This window comes from Micromonospora aridisoli (assembly GCF_056150025.1).
On sequence record NZ_JAXCFK010000007.1, the window covers coordinates 244,295 to 262,394 of the forward strand.

Consider the following 18,100-nt stretch of genomic DNA (forward strand, 5'->3'; position numbering starts at 1 on the left):
CGCAACAAACTGCAAATCCCCGATCCACACGGAATCGACGGACAACGCGCCGAACAGCGACTTCCCGACGAAATGACGTCGGGGCGATGCCACTCGAAAACATTTACTGCAACAAAGCTGCACGTCACATATATTGACGTTCATAAAAGCGCAACCGTAACCTTCGCCATAAATACGAAACACCGACGAAGGAAACGGTACGAGCCGATGCGCAGAATCGCCGCCGCCGCGGCATCGATCATTCTCACGTTGACGGGCGCCCCCGCCGCGGCCCGACCCTCGGACGACCCGGGCGCGTCCTCGGGTTCGCACGCGCAGCGGGGCGACCTCCCAGCGCTGGCCCGACAGCTCGGCCGGCAGGTCCTGCCGGCCGGTGACGGCTGGGCCGCCGCCGGGGCTGGCACCACCGGAGGCGCCGCCGCCACGGCCGACCAGGTGCACGTGGTCGGCAGCCGGGCGGAACTGGTCGCCGCGCTGGGCGGCGACAACGCCACCAACGCCACGAACGCCACCCCGAAGATCGTGTACGTCAGGGGCAGCATCGACGGTTTCGAGGACGCCGACGGTCGACTGCTCGACTGCACCGACCTGGCCGATCCCGGGTACACGCTGGAGGCCTACCTGGCCGCGTACGACCCGGCGGTGTGGGGTCGGGTGGCGCCGAGCGGGCCGCTGGAGGAGGCGCGGGCAAGGTCGGTGACCAACCAGACCCGGCAGACCCAGATCAACGTCGGCTCGAACACCACCATCGTCGGGCTCGGCGGTGCGCGGCTGACCGGCCTCACCCTGATGATCGACCGGGTCTCCAACGTCATCGTCCGCAACATCACCTTCGACGACGCCCGGGACTGCTTCCCCGCCTGGTCCCCCACCGACGGCGACACCGGCAACTGGAACTCGCAGTACGACCTGCTCTCGATCCGCCGCAGTGAGAACGTCTGGATCGACCGCAACACCTTCACCGACGGCGACAACCCCGACAGCGCCCAGCCGATCCACTTCGGACGGCCGTACCAGGTGCACGACGGCGCGCTCGACATCACCCACACCGCCAGCCTGGTCACCGCCTCCTGGAACCGTTTCGACGGGCGGGACAAGGTGATGCTGATCGGCTCGTCCAACACGGTCGGCCCGGACGTCGACCGGCTCAAGGTCACCCTGCACCACAACCTGTTCGACGGATCGCTGCAACGGCTGCCGCGGGTCCGTTTCGGTCAGGTCGACGTCTACAACAACGCCTACCGGCTCGGCGGCGACGGCTTCGAGTACGCCATCGGCGTCGGCGTCCAGTCCGCCGTGTACGCCGAGAACAACCACTTCACCCTCGGCGCCGGTACCAGCGCCGCCGACGTGCTCTACGACTGGGGCGGCACCGCGATCACCACCCGGGGCAACTGGGTCGACCCGGCCGGCGGCCCGGCCCGCCCGGTGGACCTGGTTGCCGCGTACAACGCCGTACACGATCCCGACCTGAACCCGGACGCCGGCTGGACGCCGACGCTGCGGCACGGCCCGGTGCTGCCGGCCCCGCTGGTGCCGCTGGTCGTCGGCCCGTTGGCCGGCGCCGACCGGCTGCCGCGGTAACCCCGGCTGTTAACAAGGGGCCCCTGCTCTACCTCAGACGTTAAGAGGGGGCCCTTCCTTACACCACCACCACCAAGGAAGGTGAGACGAGGATGAGACGACCAGTCGCACTTCGACTCCTCGCGGGGCTGGCCGCCACCGCCATGGGAGCCGCGGTCTGCGTGGCCCTGACGACGCCGCAGGCGTCGGCCGCGGTCGGCAGCGCCACCGGCTTCGCGACCCGCAACGGCGGCACCACCGGGGGTACCGGCGGGCAGACCGTACGCGCCACCACCGGAACCCAGATCCACGCCGCCCTCTGCAACCGGGCCAGCAGCAGCACCCCGATCATCATCCAGGTCGAGGGAACCATCAACCACGGCAACACCACCAAGGTGTCGGGTTCCAGCTGCAACACCGCCGCCGACGTGATCGAACTCAAGCAGATCAGCAACGTCACGATCCTCGGGGTCGGCAACGGCGCTGTCTTCGACCAGATCGGCATCCACATCCGCGAGGCCAGCAACATCGTCATCCAGAACGTGACCGTCCGCAACGTCAAGAAGTCCGGCTCGCCCACCTCCAACGGCGGTGACGCCATCGGCATGGAGGCGACCGTCCGCAACGTCTGGGTCGACCACGTCACGCTGGAGGCCTCCGGCGGCGAGTCGGAGGGCTTCGACGGCCTGTTCGACATGAAGAACAACACCCAGTACGTGACGCTGTCCTACAGCATCCTGCGCAACTCCGGCCGGGGTGGCCTGATCGGGTCCAGCGAGAGCGACCTCAGCAACGACTTCATCACCTTCCACCACAACCTGTTCCAGAACCTCGACTCCCGCGCTCCCCTGCTGCGCGGCGGCACCGCGCACATCTACAACAACCACTACGTGAACATCCGCGAGTCCGGCATCAACTCCCGGGCCGGGGCGCGCGCCAAGGTGGACAACAACTACTTCCAGAACTCCAAGGACGTGCTGGGCACCTTCTACACCAACCAGGCCGGCTACTGGCAGGTCAGCGGCAACACCTTCGACAACGTGACCTGGTCCAGCCGCAGCGGCGACAACAACCCGGCCGGCCCGAACCCGACGTCCAACACCAGCGTCAGCATCCCGTACCCGTACAGCCTCGACCCGGCGAGCTGCGTGCCGAGCGTCGTCAGCCAGACCGCCGGCGCTAACAAGGGCATCCGCACGTCGAACGGCAGCTGCACGCCGCAGAGCCCGACCGCCGGACCGACCAGCCCGACCCCGCGACCGACCAACACCACCCCGCCCCCGACCAGCAACCCCACGCCGACCCCGAGCCAGCCCAGCGGCACCAACCTGAGCATCGGTGCCGGCTCCGACGGCTCCAGCAAGGCCAGCGGCACCAGCTACGGCGACGTGCGCGACGGCAACATGAACACCGCCTGGTCACCGAGCGGCGCGACCGGCCAGATCTCGATCAAGTGGGACACCGCCACCGCCGTGTCCAGGATCAACATCCGCGAGGCGTCCGGCGCGGTCGGCAACATCCGCAACTGGCGGGTACTCAACCACGACACCGGCGCGGTCCTGGCCACCGGCACCGGCGCGGGCGTCATCACCTTCACCAGAACGTCCCTGCGCAAGATCACCTTCGACATCACCAGCTCGACCGGCACGCCGAGGGTCGCCGAGTTCGAAACGTACGCCAGCTGACACACCAGCACGGACAGAGGGCGGGAGCCGCCGGACATCGACGGCTCCCACCACTGCACTCCTGTCTCCCCTTTGCTCTGCGTCAACCGACGCAACGGGTTGACCCCGGAACCGATGCGTGGGTTGAAGCAGAGCAAAGGGGGCACGCGATAGGCACGGTGGCGAGCAGGTAGTCATCCCGCCGGTTCGGGCGGGTCCTCGCGTGGCAACGAGTTCGGCTCATCCCCCTGGTCGGGACGGGTGCGCGTGCCCGCCCCGGCCCACAAAGCTGCTCTGTCGTCGTACCGCCGATTGGGGCTGCGGCGGGCAGAGCGGGCGGCGACGCCACCGCCAAACGTGAGATCTACGTCCGGCTCACCGGCCTTTGCCGCGCCCCGGAGCCCCCGACGGCTGGTCGGGCGGCTGGTGGCACGCCACCTCCGAGACTCCGGCGGCCGTCGACGGTCAACCCGACACCGCCTGCCGCGCGGGCCGTCGAGGGCCGGCGGGTCGCGAGGATGGCCAGGGTCTCCCGCCGTACGTCGTGGGGCTCGTGAGTCAGGCGGCGGTGGGCGAAGCGGACCACCAGGATGCCGACGGTCGCAAGTAGCGCGTCCCTGCGCAGGTCGATCTCACGTTGACGAGGGTCGCCGTGGGACGTCGCCCCGTCGAGTTCGATGTTGACCCGTTCCTGCTCGGCGAAGAGGTCGAGGTACATGGTGCGGCGCCCGATGGTGATCCGCGCCTGCCGTCGGAACGCCGGCATTCCGGGGCCGGTGAAGACGTGCTCGTGCCCCCAGATCTCCAGCGGGCTGCGGCAGCCATCGGCCAGCCTGGTCAGTAGCGACCCTAGGGCTGCCCGGTCCGGCAGCCTCGGCGCACCCCGCAGGGCCGACGCCAGCCGCTCAGGTGTGGTGAGGCGGTCATTCACCGCTCTGATCACCGGTGCCCGCCGTTCATCGGGTGGCAGCAGCTGCCAGGAGTCGACTAGGGTCCGCTCGACGCGGGTCATCGGAAGGCCCCGGCGTACCACCACCTGCGGCGGTTCGAGGGTGAAGTCCCGCCGTCGGTGCACTCGGGCACCGGGCTGGCCGCGCAGGCCACCGCCGAGCGGCGCGCTCAGGTGCAGCGGCTCACCGGTCGCCTGTCGGCGTAGGCCCCACAGGTCGAGCGCGGTGAGGTGGCTGAACGCCGCCCGGCCCCGTACCCAGGCGCACGCCGCGCGGCGTGCCACGGACGGGTCGAGTCGGTTGAGCGCGGGAGCGTCGTCCGTCCGGTGAGTCAGCAGCTGCGCCGCCACGAACACGCCCGGCAGGACCCGCACCAGGTCGCCGGCGCCACACGCTTGTTGGAGAACCCACCGGGGCACCACCTGCTCGACGGACGCCCGGCTCACCAGCCCGCCGCCCCGCGCCACCAGCTCCCGAAGCACCCCGTTCACGCGATCGACCGTGCCGCCCTACCCCGTGGGCCCGCAACCGCCCACGCGCTTACCTGTGGACAGCCACCCCACTGTGGAAAACCCACGCCTCGCGGCCGGATTCGCTACGGAGAACGGGCTACCCCTGATCTGTGTCAGTAAATGTCGGCCGGAGCCGGCGTGTCGAGCACCGGAACTGCCACGGATCGGGAGACACACGCTGGGTGGGGTGATCCGATATAAGGGACGGATGGAGTTGCCGCCGTACCTGGCCACGATGCCGATGCACGCGATCACCGAGATGCACGGCGAGGCCGGGCTGCGGGAGCGGTTCCGGCTGGAGGTCGAGGGATACGACGATGCGGAGCGGCGCCGGCTCGGGGAGGCGTTGGAGCTGGCCGCGTGGCTGCATCGCGATGATCGGCGGTCGCGGGAGCCGTACGTCAATCATCTGCTCCGGGTGGCGATCCGGATGATGCACCACTACCAGGTACGCGATGTCGACGTGATCGTCGCCGGGCTGCTGCACGACGCCGTCGAGGACCACCCGGCCGAGCTGGCCGGCGATGGGAATGCCGCTGACGCCGACGCGGCGTTGGCGGTGCTGGCCGAGCGGTTCGGGGCACGGGTGGCGCGGCTGGTCGCTGCGGTCACCAACCCGGCGTGGGATCCCGGGCGGGACCGGAACGAGCAGTACCGGGAGCATGTCGCCGCCAGCCTCGAACGGGAGCCCTGGGCCCGGGTCATCAAGGTCTCCGACTTCACCGACAACGGCGTCGGGGTGATCCATTCAGTCGGCCCGAAGGTCGAGTCGTCGGCCCGCAAGTACCGCCCGCTCGTGCCGGTGTACCGCGACCTCGTCACCCGGGCCGACACTCCCCTGTCCGAGCCGGTCAAGCGGCACATCCTGGACCAGCTCGACCTGGCCGAGCAGCGCTTCAGCGCCATCCTCGACCAACCCGCCCACCCCGCCTGAACCACACCGAACGACCGAAGCCGCACACGCCACCCCAGCGATGCCGCGCACCGCCCAGCAACGCCCCGCACACCACCGCGGCGAGACGGCGCACGCCACCCCGGCGACGCCCCGATCCCGGCCCGCCGCTGATTCGTCCGTGCCATCAGCTCGACAGCGCGCACCTTGCTTGAGTGACGCCGCCAACCCACCTGGGCAGCACCGCCCATTCCCACCAGCCCCCACCCAACGGCGTCCTGTCACCGCTCAGCCGGGACTCCGGTGTGCGCGCCGGGGCTGGGACTGAGCCTGCTTACCAGGAGTTCGGCCTGGGCCACCGATCCGCCGCCGACGCCGAGCCCACCACGGGCGGCCCGGTAGAACTCGTCCCGTGCCTCGTTGGCCCGGTGCAGCAACGTGGGCTGGTCGGCGTCGGCCTGCCCGCCCCGCGCCACGCGTTCGATCTCCCAGACCGTGTCCCGCCACGCGCGAGCCGCGACCACGGTCGGCTCGTCGCCGAGCAGCAGCACGTTCTCCCAGGCCAGCGTGTGCCGGAAGTCGGCCTCCGCGAGCGCGGCGAGTTCGGCGTCCCGGTCGAGGTGGCCGCCGATCAGCCGGCTGGCGATGGTGTGTGCCTCCTTGAGCACCCGGGCGAACTCGGCGTACGCGTCGAGCCGTCGCTCGTCCCAGCGCACCGTCTGGTTGCGTCGCCACCGTGACCGGTCGGCCAGCGAGGTGGCGACGATCGTGCCGATGGTGCCGACGAGCACGCCGAGGAGTGCTGGTAGCTGCGCAGCGATGCCGTCCATGACCGCACAGCCTGGCAACCACCGGCAAGCGCCGTCCACCCCGTCGACAGGGGACGTGCCGTGGATACGATCCTGAAGATGGATAATCCGCTGGCCCAGCTGTCACTGGCCGAGCTGCGGCAACGCACCAGCGTCAAGTGGCGCCTGTACCCCGAGGACGTGCTGCCCCTGTGGGTGGCCGAGATGGACGTGCCGTTGGCGGCGTCGGTGGTCGAGGCGCTGCACGACGCGGTCGAGCGCGGCGACACCGGATACGCCTACGGCACGGCGTACGCCGAGGCGTTGGGTGCCTTCGCGGCCGAGCGGTGGGGCTGGTCCGATCTGGCGGTCGAGCGCACCACCCTGGCGCCGGACGTGATGCACGGCGTCGTCGAGGTGATCCGACTGCTGACCGCTCCCGGTGACGCGGTCGTGGTCTGCGCACCGGTCTACGCCCCGTTCTACGCCTTCGTCAGCCATGACGGTCGGCGGGTCATCGAGGCGCCGCTCGGGGCGGACCGACGGATGGACCTGTCGGCGTTGGACGAGGCGTTCCGTCGGGCGCGCGCCGGTGGCCGGCGGGCGGTCTTCCTGATGAGCAACCCGCACAACCCGACGGGTGTCGTCCACCGCCGCGACGAACTCGAAGCGGTCGCCGACCTCGCCGACCGGCACGGGGTGCGGGTGGTGTCCGACGAGATCCACGCCCCACTCGTACTGCCCGGAGCCCGCTTCACCCCGTATCTCACCGTGCGCGGCGCCGAGGACGCCTTCGCCGTCCTGTCCGCCTCGAAGGCGTGGAACCTGGCCGGGTTGAAGGCGGCGCTGGTGGTCGCGGGGCCGCGGGCGGTGGCCGACCTGCGGCGGATACCCGAAGAGGTCAGCCACGGGCCGAGCCATCTGGGCGTCATCGCGCACACCGCCGCCCTGCGCGGCGGCGGGGAATGGCTGGACCGCCTGCTCGACGGTCTCGACGAGAACCGTGAGCTGCTGGGAACGCTGCTGGCGCGACACCTCCCGACCATCCGGTTCCACCGGCCGGAGGCCACCTGCCTGGCCTGGCTGGACTGCACCGCGCTGGGTATCGACAGCGGACCGGCCGGCGACGAGCCGGGCGTGGTGACCGACCTTGGCGGTCCGGCGGGAATGTTCCTCGACCGGGCGCGGGTCGCCCTCAGCTCCGGGCACGTCTTCGGTACCGGCGGTGCCGGCTTCGTACGGCTGAACTTCGCCACCTCGCCGGCCATCCTGACCGAGGCGGTGACCCGGATGGGCCGCGCCGTCACCGAGCACCGGGCTGCGGCGAGCCGGCCGGGAGGCTGAGTCAGGCGAAGAACCCGGCGCGCAGGTTGATGCCGTGTTCCAGCCACGCCTTGAGGCAGCAGAGCATGTTGGTCCAGCCCTCACAGTTGCCGTACGAGGCCCGCTGGCCCTCGGGGGTGGGTCGCCACCCCTCCTCGGCGATGGTGACCAGGGTCCGGTCGTCGTCCAGGGCCTCGAACTCCATGGTGACCGTGGTGAAGTAGGACGCTCCGGCGACCGGCTCGTCGGTGGTGGACTGGGCACCGTCGGCCGCCTCCCAGCGCAGCACGATCCGCCGGTCCTGCTCCACCTCGACCACCTCGACCGGGAACGCCCCGGGGAAGTCGGCGAAGTCCCAACTGACGGTGGCTCCGGTGGCCAGTCGACCCTTGGCGCCGCCGGTGGTGAAGTACCGGGAGAGCTGGTCGGGATCGACCACCGCCTCGAACACCTCGTGCACCGGCCGGCTGATCCGTCCGGCGATCTTGAACCGCAGGTCCACGACGATCACCTCTCCCATCCGCGACATGTTATAGCTTTATAACATGTCGAGTCGTCGTGGAGAGCGTTCCGGCCAGGATCCGGTCGACGAGGACCGGGTGTTCAAGGCGCTGGCGTCGGCGACCCGCCGGCAGATCCTCGACGCGCTGAAAGACCAGGCCCGCACCACCGGCGACCTCTGCGAACGCTTCCCGCAACTGGACCGGTGCACGGTGATGCAGCACCTGCGCGTGCTGGAGGCGGCGGGGCTCGTCATCGCCCAACGCAAGGGCCGCGAGCGCTGGAACCACCTCGACCCGCTACCGATCAAGCACATCCACGACCGGTGGATCGGCGACTACGCGAGCGCCGCGGTGGGGATGCTGGCCACCCTCAGGACCGACCTCGAGAGCCGTACGCCCGACCGGCGGCCCGGCCACGGGTCGGGCTGAACGGCACGCCGGCGTCAGCCCGTCGTCGAGACGAAGAGGCAGAAGGGGTGGCCTGCCGGATCGGCGTACGCCCGGAACGGCTCGTCGGGACCGTTGATCTGGTCGGCCAGCAGGCGGCCGCCGAGGGCGAGCACGCGCTCGTGCTGCGCCAGCAACTGCTCGGTGGAGGTCACGCTCAGGTCCAGGTGCAGCTGCTGGGGCACCCGGCCGTCCGGCCAGGTCGGGCGCGGCAGTTGGTCGACCTGCTGGAAGGCCAGTTGCGGGCGGCCCTCCGGGGTCCGCAGCACGAGCCAGTCGTCGCCTCGCTCGTCCGGCTGCCCGGGTTCGGGTGGCTCGTCGCCGGGTCGGTAGACCAGGCCCAGCAACTCGCGGTAGAACTCCGCGAGCGACCTGGCGTCGGTGCAGTCGAGCACCACCTGGCACAGCCTGGGTGCGTTCTCCCGGTCAACCACCCTGGTCACCTCCGAACAGGGACAAGAACCATGACGGCGCGGCGCCGGCCGCCCGAACAGTGATCACTCTCGGTCGGGCGCCGGCCCGTTGTCGTTGAGCCGGAAGCTGCTCGTCGGCGGCGCGTCGCCCAGTTCCTCCAGGATCAGCCCGGAGTCCCGCGAGCTTCGCAGGTACGCCGAGCCGCTGCTGATCAGAAAGCCCTCGTCCGCGTCGGGGGCGGTGATGGTGAATCGCTGCCGGGGCTCGTCCTCCCGGCAGGCCGCGCCCTCCACGATCAGCGGGCGGCTACCGCCCGGGTTGCGGACCTGCCAGCAGAGCGGCTCGCCGGTGCCGGGGCCACCACCGGTGCCGCGGTACGACCTGATCAGAAACTCCTGCCCGGACAGCGGGGTCGGCACGAACAACTGCCGACCACTGTCGTCGTCCACCTCGGCCAGGCGACCGTCATCGGTCAGCGACAGTCCCGCCTCGAACCCGTCGACCCGGGTGATGGTGACCTGGCGGGTGCCCGACAACACCCTCGGGGTCGCCGTCGGCGACGGGCTGGCCGGCTCCGACGCCGTGGGCGTGGGTGATGCGGTGGTGGTCACGTCGGTGACGGGCGTGCCGGTGACCGTCGGCGAGGCGGAGACCTCGTCGTTCGGGCTCGTCCCACCGCAGCCACCGGTCGCGACGGCGAGCGCCACCAGCCCTGCTCCGGCGAACCAGTTCCGCATCGACATCCCTCGCTCCTCGTCCCGGCGGCGTCTCCGGTCGGCGACCGGGGGCACCGCTCCCTCACAGCCGTCCGCTAGATCCACGTACCCGGCAGGCGTCGCGGGTATGCGGCACGGCACCGGTTGCTACTCAGGTCGTAAGCCGAATGCCATCCTGCGCCAGATGTCGCGTCGACGGCGCTCGCCCAGGCTGGTTCCAGGCCCCGGGTGACGCCGTACGGAAGCCCTCCGAACACCCGCGCGGCCCGGAAGGTGGCAGCGGACCGTGATCCACGAGACCGTGACCCGACCTCGCTCACCCCGAACCCTGTCCCGTGTCGGACGACTCGGCGCGGCCCTGGCCACGGCGGTCGCCGTCGCCGCGACGGTCGCCGGATGCGGCACGTCCGGGACCGACCCGGCACCGCCCGTGCCCGCTCCGGCCGCGCCGGGCGCACCGGCCGACCCCGGCGCGGACGTCAACGCCTGGCTCGACGGGCTGTTGCCGGCCGCCCTGGCCCGCGCCGGTATCGCGGGAGCGAGCGTCGCCGTGGTCCGCGACGGCGAGATCCTCACCGCGCGGGGTTACGGGCACGCCGACACCGGCGACGGTGACGCGGGCCCGGTGCCGGTCGATCCCGACCGGCACCTGTTCCGGGTCGGGTCGGTGTCCAAGCTGGTCACCGCCACCGCGGTGCTGCAACTCGTGCAGAGCGGCAAGCTCGACCTGGACGCCGACGTCGCCGAGTACCTCGACATCGAGGTGCCCCGCCGCTATCCGCAGGCCGTCACGCTGCGACACCTGCTGACCCACACCGCCGGGTTCGAGGAGCGCATCGCCGGTCTCATCGGGACCGCCGGTACCGGCGTCGACCTGCGGGCGGCCCTGGCGACCGACCCGCCGGAGCAGATCTACGAGCCGGGCACGGTGCCCGCGTACTCCAACTACGGCAACGCGCTGGCCGGCTACATCGTCGAGCGGGTCAGTGGCACCCGCTTCGAGGAGTACGTCGGCACCAACGTGCTGGCCCGCGCGGGCATGGCGTCGTCGACGTTCGAGCAGCCGCTCCCCGCCAACCTGGGCGACCGGATGTCCAACGGGTACGAGCGCGCGGGCGCGCCCGCCGCACCATTCGAGATCGTGGGTACTCCCCCGGCCGGCGCGCTCAGCGCCCCGGCGACGGACATGGCCCGGTTCATGCTCGCCCTGCTGGGTGAACCGGTGGGCGAGGCTCCCCTGCTCGACGCGGCGACGCGGGAACTCATGCGGCGTCCGGCGCTCGACGCGACGTCGCTGGGCACCCTCGCCGACGGCCCTCGGATGACGCTCGGCTTCTTCGACGAGAGCCGCAACGGGCACCGTGTCCTCGGGCACGGCGGCGACACCCTGTACTTCCACTCGCACCTGCAGATCTTCCCCGACGACCGGGCCGGGATCTTCATCTCGCTGAACAGCAGCGGTAACGACGAGCCGGCCAGCCACGAGCTGCGGCAGGCCGTGCTGAACGGCTTCGCCGACCGCTACTTCCCGGCCGAGGGCGCTGCACCGGCCGGGGGTGTCGACGCGACCACCACCGCCGAGCACGCCGCGCTGGCCGCCGGCACGTACGAGAGTTCGCGGGCGATCCGGAGCAACTTCCTCACCGTGATCGGTCTGGTCGGACGTACCACGGTCAGCGTCACCGACGGCGACCGGCTGCTGTTCGAGCCGGCTCCGCTGTCCGACTCTCCCGCGGTGTACGAGGAGGTCTCGCCGTGGGTGTGGCGCGAGGTCGGCGGGCAGCGCACCGTCGCGATGCGGGTGGCCGACGGCCGGGTCGAGGCGATCAGCTTCGACTCCGCGTTCGCGCTGCTGCCGGTGCCGGCCGAGCGCGACTCCGCACTGGTACTGACGGTGATCACCGCGTCGACCATCGTCCTGCTGCTCGCCGCCCTCTCCTGGCCGGTACGGGCCGTCGTGCGACGGCGGCTCGGCCGGGCACCACGCGACCGGGCCGGCCGGACCGCGCGAATCCTCACCCGCGTCGCCGTCGCCGGCACGCTGCTCGCCCTCGCCGGCTGGGCGGTGAGCGTGGCCACCATCATGAGCCTCACGGACGTCTCCGCCGCGAGTCTGCGGGTGGTGCAGCTGATGCAGCTGATCGGCCTGCTCGGTGTGCTGCCGGCGGCCGTCCGGCTGGTCGACGAGATTCGTCGCCGGACCGGCTGGCACCGGATCGCCGGCAGCCTGGCGGTCCTGCTGGCACTGGCCGGCACGGGTTGGTTCGCCGTCGAGTTCATGCTGCTCGCCCCTAGCATCTCCTACTGACCGATCCGAACCGGAACCGTCCGGAGCGAGGATGCCCAACGCATGTCCGAGCACAGCGGCACCGCCCCCGAAGCCGTCGACGTCCCGGGCCCACCCCGGCTGACCGGACGGCTCGACGAGCGGCTCACCCGGATCGGGCTGACCGGCCGGTTCGCGCGGGACTGCCTGCTCGCGGCGCTCCTCACCGTGCTGACGTTCCTGGCGCTGACGCTGTTGTTCCGGTTCGTGGCGCCGGCGGAGGGTCTCAGCTTCGATCCGGCGCGGGCCTGGCTGGTCATCGCCCTGTGCAGCGGGCAGGCGATGCTGCTGTGCCTGCGTCGGGTCCGCCCGCTGCTCTGCCTCGTGCTGGTCGTCGGCGTCCAGGTGCCGGTCATCGGGCTCTCGTTGCCCTGAGGCGACGGTCCGCGGCATCGCGCCGTTCGTCGTGGCGTACACCCTCGGCACGCTGCTGCCGGTCCGGGCGGCGTTACTGGCGGCCGGCGCGGCGGTGGCGGTGGAGACGGCCGCCGCGGTGCTGGCGGTGCAGGCGGCGGATGGCACCGCGGGCCCGCTCGTCACCGCCGCCGGTCACCTCACGGCGGCCACCCTGATCTACGTCGGCTTCACGTTCGTCGGCAGTTACGTCGCCACCTACCGGCGCTACCTGCACCTGGTACGGGTCCGGGCGGACGAGGCGGCGCGGGCGCAGCAGGCCACCGTGCGGGCCGCGATCGGCGCGGAACGCGCCCGGATGGCGCGGGAGCTGCACGACGTCGCCGCCCACCACCTGTCCGGGATGGTGGTGCAGGCGGCGGCGGCCGAGCGGCTGATCGACCGCGACCCGTCGGCGGCGAGGGCCGCGGTGACGTGGATCCGGGCCCAGGGCAAGGAGACCCTCGACAAGCTCCGGCTCGTCGTGGGCGTGCTGCGCGGTCGGCCGGGGGACGGCGACGGCGGCGCTCCGGTGCCCGGGCTGGCCATGCTCGACGAGCTGGTCGGCGGCGCGCGGCAGCTCGGCAGCCCGGTCGAGCTGGTCCGGGAGGGGCAGCCACGCGACATACCGCCGATCGCCGACGTCGCGCTGTACCGGATGGTCCAGGAATCCCTGTCCAACGCCCGCCAGCACGCCCCGGACGCACCGGTGCGGGTGATACTGCGTTACCTGCCCCGGACGGTCTCGCTCGAGGTGGTGAACGGCCGGCCGACGCGCCACCCCGACCCACGATCCTCGGCCACCGGCGGGGTCGGTCTGGTGGGGATGCGCGAGCGGGCACAGCTGATCGGCGCACGGTTCAGCGCCGGCCCGACGGCGACGGGCGGGTGGTCGGTCGCGGTGACGGTGCCGACGGCCGCGGACGAGGCCCGCGCCACCCGGGCGACGGCCATCGGGAACGGAGACGACCAGAGATGATCACAGTGATGCTCGTCGACGACCAGTCCGTCGTACGGGCCGGCTTCCGCGTCATCCTGGAGCAGGCCGGCGACATCGAGGTGGTGGGTGAGGCGTCGAGCGGGTCCTCGGCCGTCGAGCTGGCCCGTCGGCTGCGACCGCAGGTCATCTGCATGGACGTGCGGATGCCGGGTGGCGACGGGCTCACCGCGACCCGCCGGATCCTCGCCGAGGCCGTCGGATCGCCGCCGGCCGTGCTGGTGGTCACCACCTTCGACCTCGACGAGTACGTCTTCGGGGCGCTGGAGTCCGGTGCCAGCGGGTTCATCCTCAAGGACTGCGAGCCGGAGGAGTTGATCGACGCGATCCGACGTCTCGCCGACGGTCAGGGGCTCGTCGACCAGGCCGTCACCCGACGCGTGATCGCCGAGTTCGCCCGCCGCACGCCGGCTCCGACGACCGACGCGGCGGTGGCGCACCAACTCACCGCCCGGGAAGTCGAGATCATCGAACTGCTCGCCCGAGGACTGTCGAACGTCGAGATCGCCGACGAGCTGTTCATCGAGACCAGCACGGTCAAGTCGCACCTCGGGCGCGCCATGGCCAAGATCGGCGTACGGGACCGGTTGCAGACCGTCGTGTGGGCGTACCGCAACGGTGTTGCGCCGCGCTGATCGCGGGCACCACACCGGCGAGGTTCCCACCGGTGACCCAGCCGACCGGCGTGCCTACATACCCAGTATGCTCGCGTGTCATGCGATCTCAACCCCACCATCGGCAGGTGGCGGTCACCGCGGTACTGGGTGGCATTCTGCTCGGCGTCCTCGACTTCCTCTGGATCAAGTACGTGCCGTTCCCCCTCGGCGACCTGGGGAACTCCAGCGCGGTGTGGGCGGTCGCCGCCTTCTTCTTCGGCTTCTGGGTCCGGTCGGGTTGGCTGCGCGCGGCGGTGGGCGCCGCCGTTGGACTCGTGGTCGCGGTGCCCAGCTACTACGTGGCGGCAGCGCTCGTCCAGGGCGACGACTGGTCGATCCTGTGGGCACCCACGTCGCTGCTCTGGATGCTCTTCGGCGTCCTGGCCGGGGTCATCTTCGGCATCGGTGGAACCTGGGCACACCGACCCGGCTGGCGCCAGGCGGTGGGCGTCGCACTGCCCGCCGCGGTGCTCCTCGCCGAGGCGGGGCTGCAGATCCGCCGCATCGGCGACCCGAGCTACGGGGCCGACGCGATCTGGGACGCCCTGATCAGGATCACGCTCGGCGTACTGATCCCGGTGCTGGTCGGGCGCACGAACCGGCAACGGGCGCTCACGCTGGCCACCGCGCTCCCCCTGGCCCTGGCCGGTCTGGCCGCGTTCCTGCTGGCCGGCTTCCGCTGAGGCCGCGGCGGCGGGGCTGATCGCCGGCGGGGCCTCAGGCCAGCGACAGGAAGAGCTTCTCCATCTGGTCGAGGTTGGCCTTTCGGTCCTCCCCGGCGGAGTCGCTGACGCACTGTTGCAGGCCGCTCGCGATGATCTTGAAACCGGCCCGGTCCAGCGCGCGTGAAACCGCCGCGAGCTGGGTCACCACCTCGGCGCAGTCCCGGCCGTCCTCGAGCATGCCGATGACGCCACGAATCTGGCCTTCGGCACGACGCAGCCGCTTGACCACGTCACCGACCGCGTCCTCGTCGACCTGCATCCCCTGCCCCCTTCCCACGTCCTCGAACAACCGTACACCCGGGGGTATGCCCGGCCGGCCTGCCGCGAGCGACGCAGGGGAGGTTTGCGGTTTCTCCAATCCGTGGTCAATACTCGAAGCCAGATACCCCCGGGGGTATATGACCGAGACTGAGGATGGAGTGTCCCGTGACCGCCGAGAGCAGTTCGCCGACCATCGACGTGCCCACCGCGCGAGCGCTGATCGCCGACAACCCCGACGTGCTGATCGTCGACGTGCGTACGCCGGGCGAGTTCGAGACCGCCCACGTTCCCGCCTCGATCAACCTGCCGCTCGACCAGGTCGACGCGCACCTGGGCCGGATCGTCAACGACGCGGGAGGTCGGATCCTGCTGATGTGTCAGTCCGGCAACCGCGCCACCGCGGCCTGCACCCGGCTGGCGAGCGCCGGTCTGACCGGAGCCACCGTCATCGCCGGTGGCATGAACGCCTGGATCACCGCCGGTGGGTCGGTGGCGCGCGGCCGGCAGCGGTGGAGCCTGGAGCGCCAGGTCCGCCTGGTCGCGGGCGGCATCGTGCTGCTCGCCGTCGTCGCCAGCGTGTGGGTGCCGGCGACGCGGTTCGTGGCCGGTCTCGTCGGCGCCGGCCTGACCTTCGCCGCCCTGACCGACACGTGCGCGATGGGGGCGCTGCTGTCCCGGCTGCCCTACAACAGGGGCGCCGGCTGTGACGTCGACCGTTCGCTTGAGCGACTGCGCAGCGGGAGGCGGGAGGCGTGAACCGCCCGGGACGTGTCCGGCCGGACCGCTCCGGGGTGGCCCGGGTGGTGCCGCTGCTCGGATGGCTGCGCCGCTACGACCGGTCCATCCTGCGCCACGACCTGACCGCCGGTCTGACCGTGGCGGTCATGCTCGTCCCACAGAGCATGGCGTACGCCGCGCTGGCCGGTATGCCGCCGGTCACCGGCCTCTACGCCTCGATCGTGCCGCTGCTGGTCTACGCGCTGCTCGGCAGTTCGGGATCCCTGGCCGTCGGGCCGGTCGCCATCACCGCGCTGATGACCGGCACCGCGCTGGCACCCCTGGCCCACGGCGACCCGGCCCGCTACGCGGCACTCGCCGGGCTGCTCGCGCTCCTGGTCGGCGCGATCCAGGTGCTGCTCGGAGTGCTGCGCCTCGGTGCCCTGGTCAGCTTCATGTCGCACTCCGTACTGTCCGGCTTCACGTCCGCCGCCGCGATCGTCATCGGGGCCAGCCAGGTGAAGGATCTGCTCGGGCTGGACGCCGGACGCGCGGAGACGTTTCCGGAGATCGTCGCCACGCTCTGGCGCTCGGCGACCACCGTCCACGGCTGGACGGTCCTCGTCTCGCTGATCAGCGTCGCCGGTCTGGTGCTGCTGCGCCGCTACCTGCCGAGGCTGCCGGGCGCGCTGCTCGTGGTGGCCGGAGTCACCGTGGCCAGCGCCGCGTTCTCCCTCGGCACGCACGGCGTGCGGATCCTCGCCGAGGTCCCCGGCGGCCTTCCGGCCCCGGTCCTGCCCACCCTCACCAGCCAGGACGTCTCGGCGTTGCTACCCAGCGCGGTGGCGATCGCGCTGGTCGCCTACCTGGAGGGCATCGCCGTGGCCAAGGCTCTCGCGGCCAAGGCCCGCCAGCACGTCAGCCCCAACCAGGAACTCGCGGCGGTCGGTTCGGCCAACCTCGCGGCCGGCCTGTTCCAGGCGTTTCCGGTGGCCGGCGGCTTCTCCCGCAGCGCGGTGAACTTCTCGGCCGGGGCACGTACGCCCATGGCCAGTGTGGTCACCGCCGTGATGGTGGCCCTGACCGCGCTGTTCCTGACCCCGGCCTTCCACCACCTGCCCCGGGCCGTGCTCGCCGCCATCGTGGTGGTGGCGGTGCTCGGCCTGGTGGATCGGCGGGCGGCGGTGACCGCGTGGCGGACCCGCCGCGGCGACGGCCTGTCGCTCGGCCTCACCTTCGTGGTCACCCTGCTGTTCGGGGTCGAGCCGGGACTCGCCGCCGGCGTGGGGTTCAGTCTCGCGGTCTTCCTGTGGCGGACCGCCCGGCCGCACCTGGCCGAACTCGGTCGGGTGCCGGGCACGCAGACGTATCGCAACGTCGACCGCTACGCCGGCCTGGTCACCGACCCCCGGGTCGCGGTCGTCCGGGTGGACGGGCCGCTGTACTTCGCCAACGCGCAGCGCCTGCAGCAGCGACTGCTCGCGCTGGCCGAGCAGCGGGAGGAACTCCGCGCCCTGGTGCTCGACGCGAGCGCGATCAGCGATGTCGACGGGGACGGTGCGCATGCCATCGCCGAGCTGCACCAGCGTCTCGGAGCCGGCGGCGTGGCGTTGCACCTGGCCACCGTCCGTGGGCCGGTCCGTGACCTGCTCGGTCGGGCGGGCGTATGGGCCACGGTGCACGGGGCCGGCCACGTGCACCCGGACCTCACCGCCGCGCTCGCCGCCATCGACGGCGGGCCGCCACAGCCGGTGACCCGCACGCCGGCTGCCCACCAGGAGGTGATCTAGCTCGTGCCCGACCGCTTCGCCACGTTGCTGAGCTGCATCGACGGCCGCGTCCAGCGCCCCCTCGACGAGTGGGTCAAACGGCACCTCGACGTCGAGTACCTGGACACCATCACCGAGCCCGGGCCGGAGGCGGTGCTGGCCTCGACCGGGGAGACCCGGCTGGACACGCTCCTGGAGAAGATCCGGATCTCCCAGCGGGCCCATGGCAGCGCGACCCTGGTCGTCGCCGCCCACTCCGACTGCGCCGGTAACCCGGTGAGCGTCACCGAGCATCACCGCCAACTGCGGGCCGGCCTGGCCCGGCTGGCGGCACGGCTGCCGGGCACCCGCATCCTCGCCGTACACGCGGATCGTTGCGGCCACCGGTGCTGGGCGCCCGAACTCGTCGCGGAGGTGACGCCGGCCACCACCGGGCCGTAGCACTTTGTCGTTTGCATACCCCCCGGGGTATACAGGAAGTAAG

19 protein-coding genes are annotated in these 18,100 nt (G+C 71.5%); 13 read left to right on the top strand and 6 right to left on the bottom strand.

The genetic code is table 11. The features are described 5' to 3' along the window. Window positions 1–207 precede the first annotated feature (207 nt). Together SM447_RS17260 and SM447_RS17265 are read left to right on the top strand one after the other, a co-directional pair. Window positions 208–1,584: a pectate lyase family protein gene (locus SM447_RS17260; protein ID WP_474573830.1), complete on the top strand. Its 1,377-nt coding sequence runs from the start codon at window positions 208–210 to the stop codon at window positions 1,582–1,584. A gap of 92 nt (window positions 1,585–1,676) precedes the next feature. Then, on the top strand, window positions 1,677–3,248 hold the full coding sequence (locus SM447_RS17265; RefSeq protein ID WP_474573831.1) for a pectate lyase family protein: 1,572 nt from the start codon (window positions 1,677–1,679) through the stop codon (window positions 3,246–3,248). Between the two features lie 343 nt (window positions 3,249–3,591). On the opposite strand, the gene SM447_RS17270 is transcribed toward SM447_RS17265, so the two are convergent. Further along, the gene (locus tag SM447_RS17270) at window positions 3,592–4,668 is read right to left on the bottom strand and encodes a DUF559 domain-containing protein (RefSeq protein ID WP_474573832.1); all 1,077 of its coding nucleotides are present in this window, start codon (window positions 4,666–4,668) and stop codon (window positions 3,592–3,594) included. 229 nt (window positions 4,669–4,897) lie between these two features. Between SM447_RS17270 and SM447_RS17275 the strand changes: the two genes are divergently transcribed. Further along, complete coding sequence (locus SM447_RS17275; protein WP_474573833.1) at window positions 4,898–5,623, top strand: HD domain-containing protein; 726 nt, start codon at window positions 4,898–4,900, stop codon at window positions 5,621–5,623. A 239-nt stretch (window positions 5,624–5,862) separates the two neighbouring features. On the opposite strand, the gene SM447_RS17280 is transcribed toward SM447_RS17275, so the two are convergent. Beyond that, on the bottom strand, window positions 5,863–6,411 hold the full coding sequence (locus SM447_RS17280) for a hypothetical protein (RefSeq protein WP_474573834.1): 549 nt from the start codon (window positions 6,409–6,411) through the stop codon (window positions 5,863–5,865). Window positions 6,412–6,489: 78 nt separating this feature from the next. Between SM447_RS17280 and SM447_RS17285 the strand changes: the two genes are divergently transcribed. Continuing rightward, window positions 6,490–7,713, top strand: a complete 1,224-nt coding sequence (locus tag SM447_RS17285) for a MalY/PatB family protein (protein WP_474573835.1) — start codon at window positions 6,490–6,492, stop codon at window positions 7,711–7,713. Window position 7,714: 1 nt separating this feature from the next. On the opposite strand, the gene SM447_RS17290 is transcribed toward SM447_RS17285, so the two are convergent. Beyond that, window positions 7,715–8,212, bottom strand: a complete 498-nt coding sequence (locus SM447_RS17290) for an SRPBCC family protein (RefSeq protein ID WP_474573836.1) — start codon at window positions 8,210–8,212, stop codon at window positions 7,715–7,717. Window positions 8,213–8,237: 25 nt separating this feature from the next. Here SM447_RS17290 and SM447_RS17295 point away from each other — a divergent pair, with 25 nt between their 5' ends. Beyond that, window positions 8,238–8,624, top strand: a complete 387-nt coding sequence (locus tag SM447_RS17295; RefSeq protein WP_474573837.1) for an ArsR/SmtB family transcription factor — start codon at window positions 8,238–8,240, stop codon at window positions 8,622–8,624. 14 nt (window positions 8,625–8,638) lie between these two features. Here the strand turns inward: SM447_RS17295 and SM447_RS17300 are convergent, their stop codons facing one another. Continuing rightward, window positions 8,639–9,076 (bottom strand): VOC family protein, encoded by a 438-nt coding sequence (locus SM447_RS17300; protein ID WP_474573838.1) that lies wholly within the window; start codon window positions 9,074–9,076, stop codon window positions 8,639–8,641. Between the two features lie 63 nt (window positions 9,077–9,139). After that, complete coding sequence (locus SM447_RS17305; RefSeq protein ID WP_474573839.1) at window positions 9,140–9,799, bottom strand: hypothetical protein; 660 nt, start codon at window positions 9,797–9,799, stop codon at window positions 9,140–9,142. A 259-nt stretch (window positions 9,800–10,058) separates the two neighbouring features. Here SM447_RS17305 and SM447_RS17310 point away from each other — a divergent pair, with 259 nt between their 5' ends. The 5 genes from SM447_RS17310 (at window position 10,059) to SM447_RS17330 (ending at window position 14,827) form a co-directional block, all read left to right on the top strand. Beyond that, window positions 10,059–12,080 (top strand): serine hydrolase domain-containing protein, encoded by a 2,022-nt coding sequence (locus SM447_RS17310; protein ID WP_474573840.1) that lies wholly within the window; start codon window positions 10,059–10,061, stop codon window positions 12,078–12,080. A 42-nt stretch (window positions 12,081–12,122) separates the two neighbouring features. Further along, window positions 12,123–12,473, top strand: a complete 351-nt coding sequence (locus SM447_RS17315; protein ID WP_474573841.1) for a hypothetical protein — start codon at window positions 12,123–12,125, stop codon at window positions 12,471–12,473. A 31-nt stretch (window positions 12,474–12,504) separates the two neighbouring features. After that, window positions 12,505–13,470: a sensor histidine kinase gene (locus tag SM447_RS17320; protein WP_474573842.1), complete on the top strand. Its 966-nt coding sequence runs from the start codon at window positions 12,505–12,507 to the stop codon at window positions 13,468–13,470. Continuing rightward, on the top strand, window positions 13,467–14,123 hold the full coding sequence (locus SM447_RS17325; RefSeq protein ID WP_474573843.1) for a response regulator: 657 nt from the start codon (window positions 13,467–13,469) through the stop codon (window positions 14,121–14,123). Before SM447_RS17320 ends, SM447_RS17325 begins: the two co-directional genes overlap by 4 nt. An 80-nt stretch (window positions 14,124–14,203) precedes the next feature. Beyond that, window positions 14,204–14,827: a DUF6518 family protein gene (locus SM447_RS17330; RefSeq protein WP_474573844.1), complete on the top strand. Its 624-nt coding sequence runs from the start codon at window positions 14,204–14,206 to the stop codon at window positions 14,825–14,827. Between the two features lie 34 nt (window positions 14,828–14,861). On the opposite strand, the gene SM447_RS17335 is transcribed toward SM447_RS17330, so the two are convergent. Then, window positions 14,862–15,128 (bottom strand): metal-sensitive transcriptional regulator, encoded by a 267-nt coding sequence (locus SM447_RS17335; protein ID WP_474573845.1) that lies wholly within the window; start codon window positions 15,126–15,128, stop codon window positions 14,862–14,864. Between the two features lie 167 nt (window positions 15,129–15,295). Between SM447_RS17335 and SM447_RS17340 the strand changes: the two genes are divergently transcribed. From SM447_RS17340 to SM447_RS17350, 3 genes are read left to right on the top strand one after another with little or no spacing between them, the layout of a single operon-like run. Then, window positions 15,296–15,886, top strand: a complete 591-nt coding sequence (locus tag SM447_RS17340) for a rhodanese-like domain-containing protein (RefSeq protein WP_474573846.1) — start codon at window positions 15,296–15,298, stop codon at window positions 15,884–15,886. Continuing rightward, on the top strand, window positions 15,883–17,637 hold the full coding sequence (locus SM447_RS17345; protein ID WP_474573847.1) for a SulP family inorganic anion transporter: 1,755 nt from the start codon (window positions 15,883–15,885) through the stop codon (window positions 17,635–17,637). The genes SM447_RS17340 and SM447_RS17345 overlap by 4 nt, the downstream gene beginning before the upstream one ends. Window positions 17,638–17,640: 3 nt before the next feature. After that, window positions 17,641–18,057, top strand: coding sequence for a carbonic anhydrase (locus tag SM447_RS17350; RefSeq protein ID WP_474573848.1), 417 nt, complete (start codon window positions 17,641–17,643; stop codon window positions 18,055–18,057). Window positions 18,058–18,100: the final 43 nt, after the last annotated feature.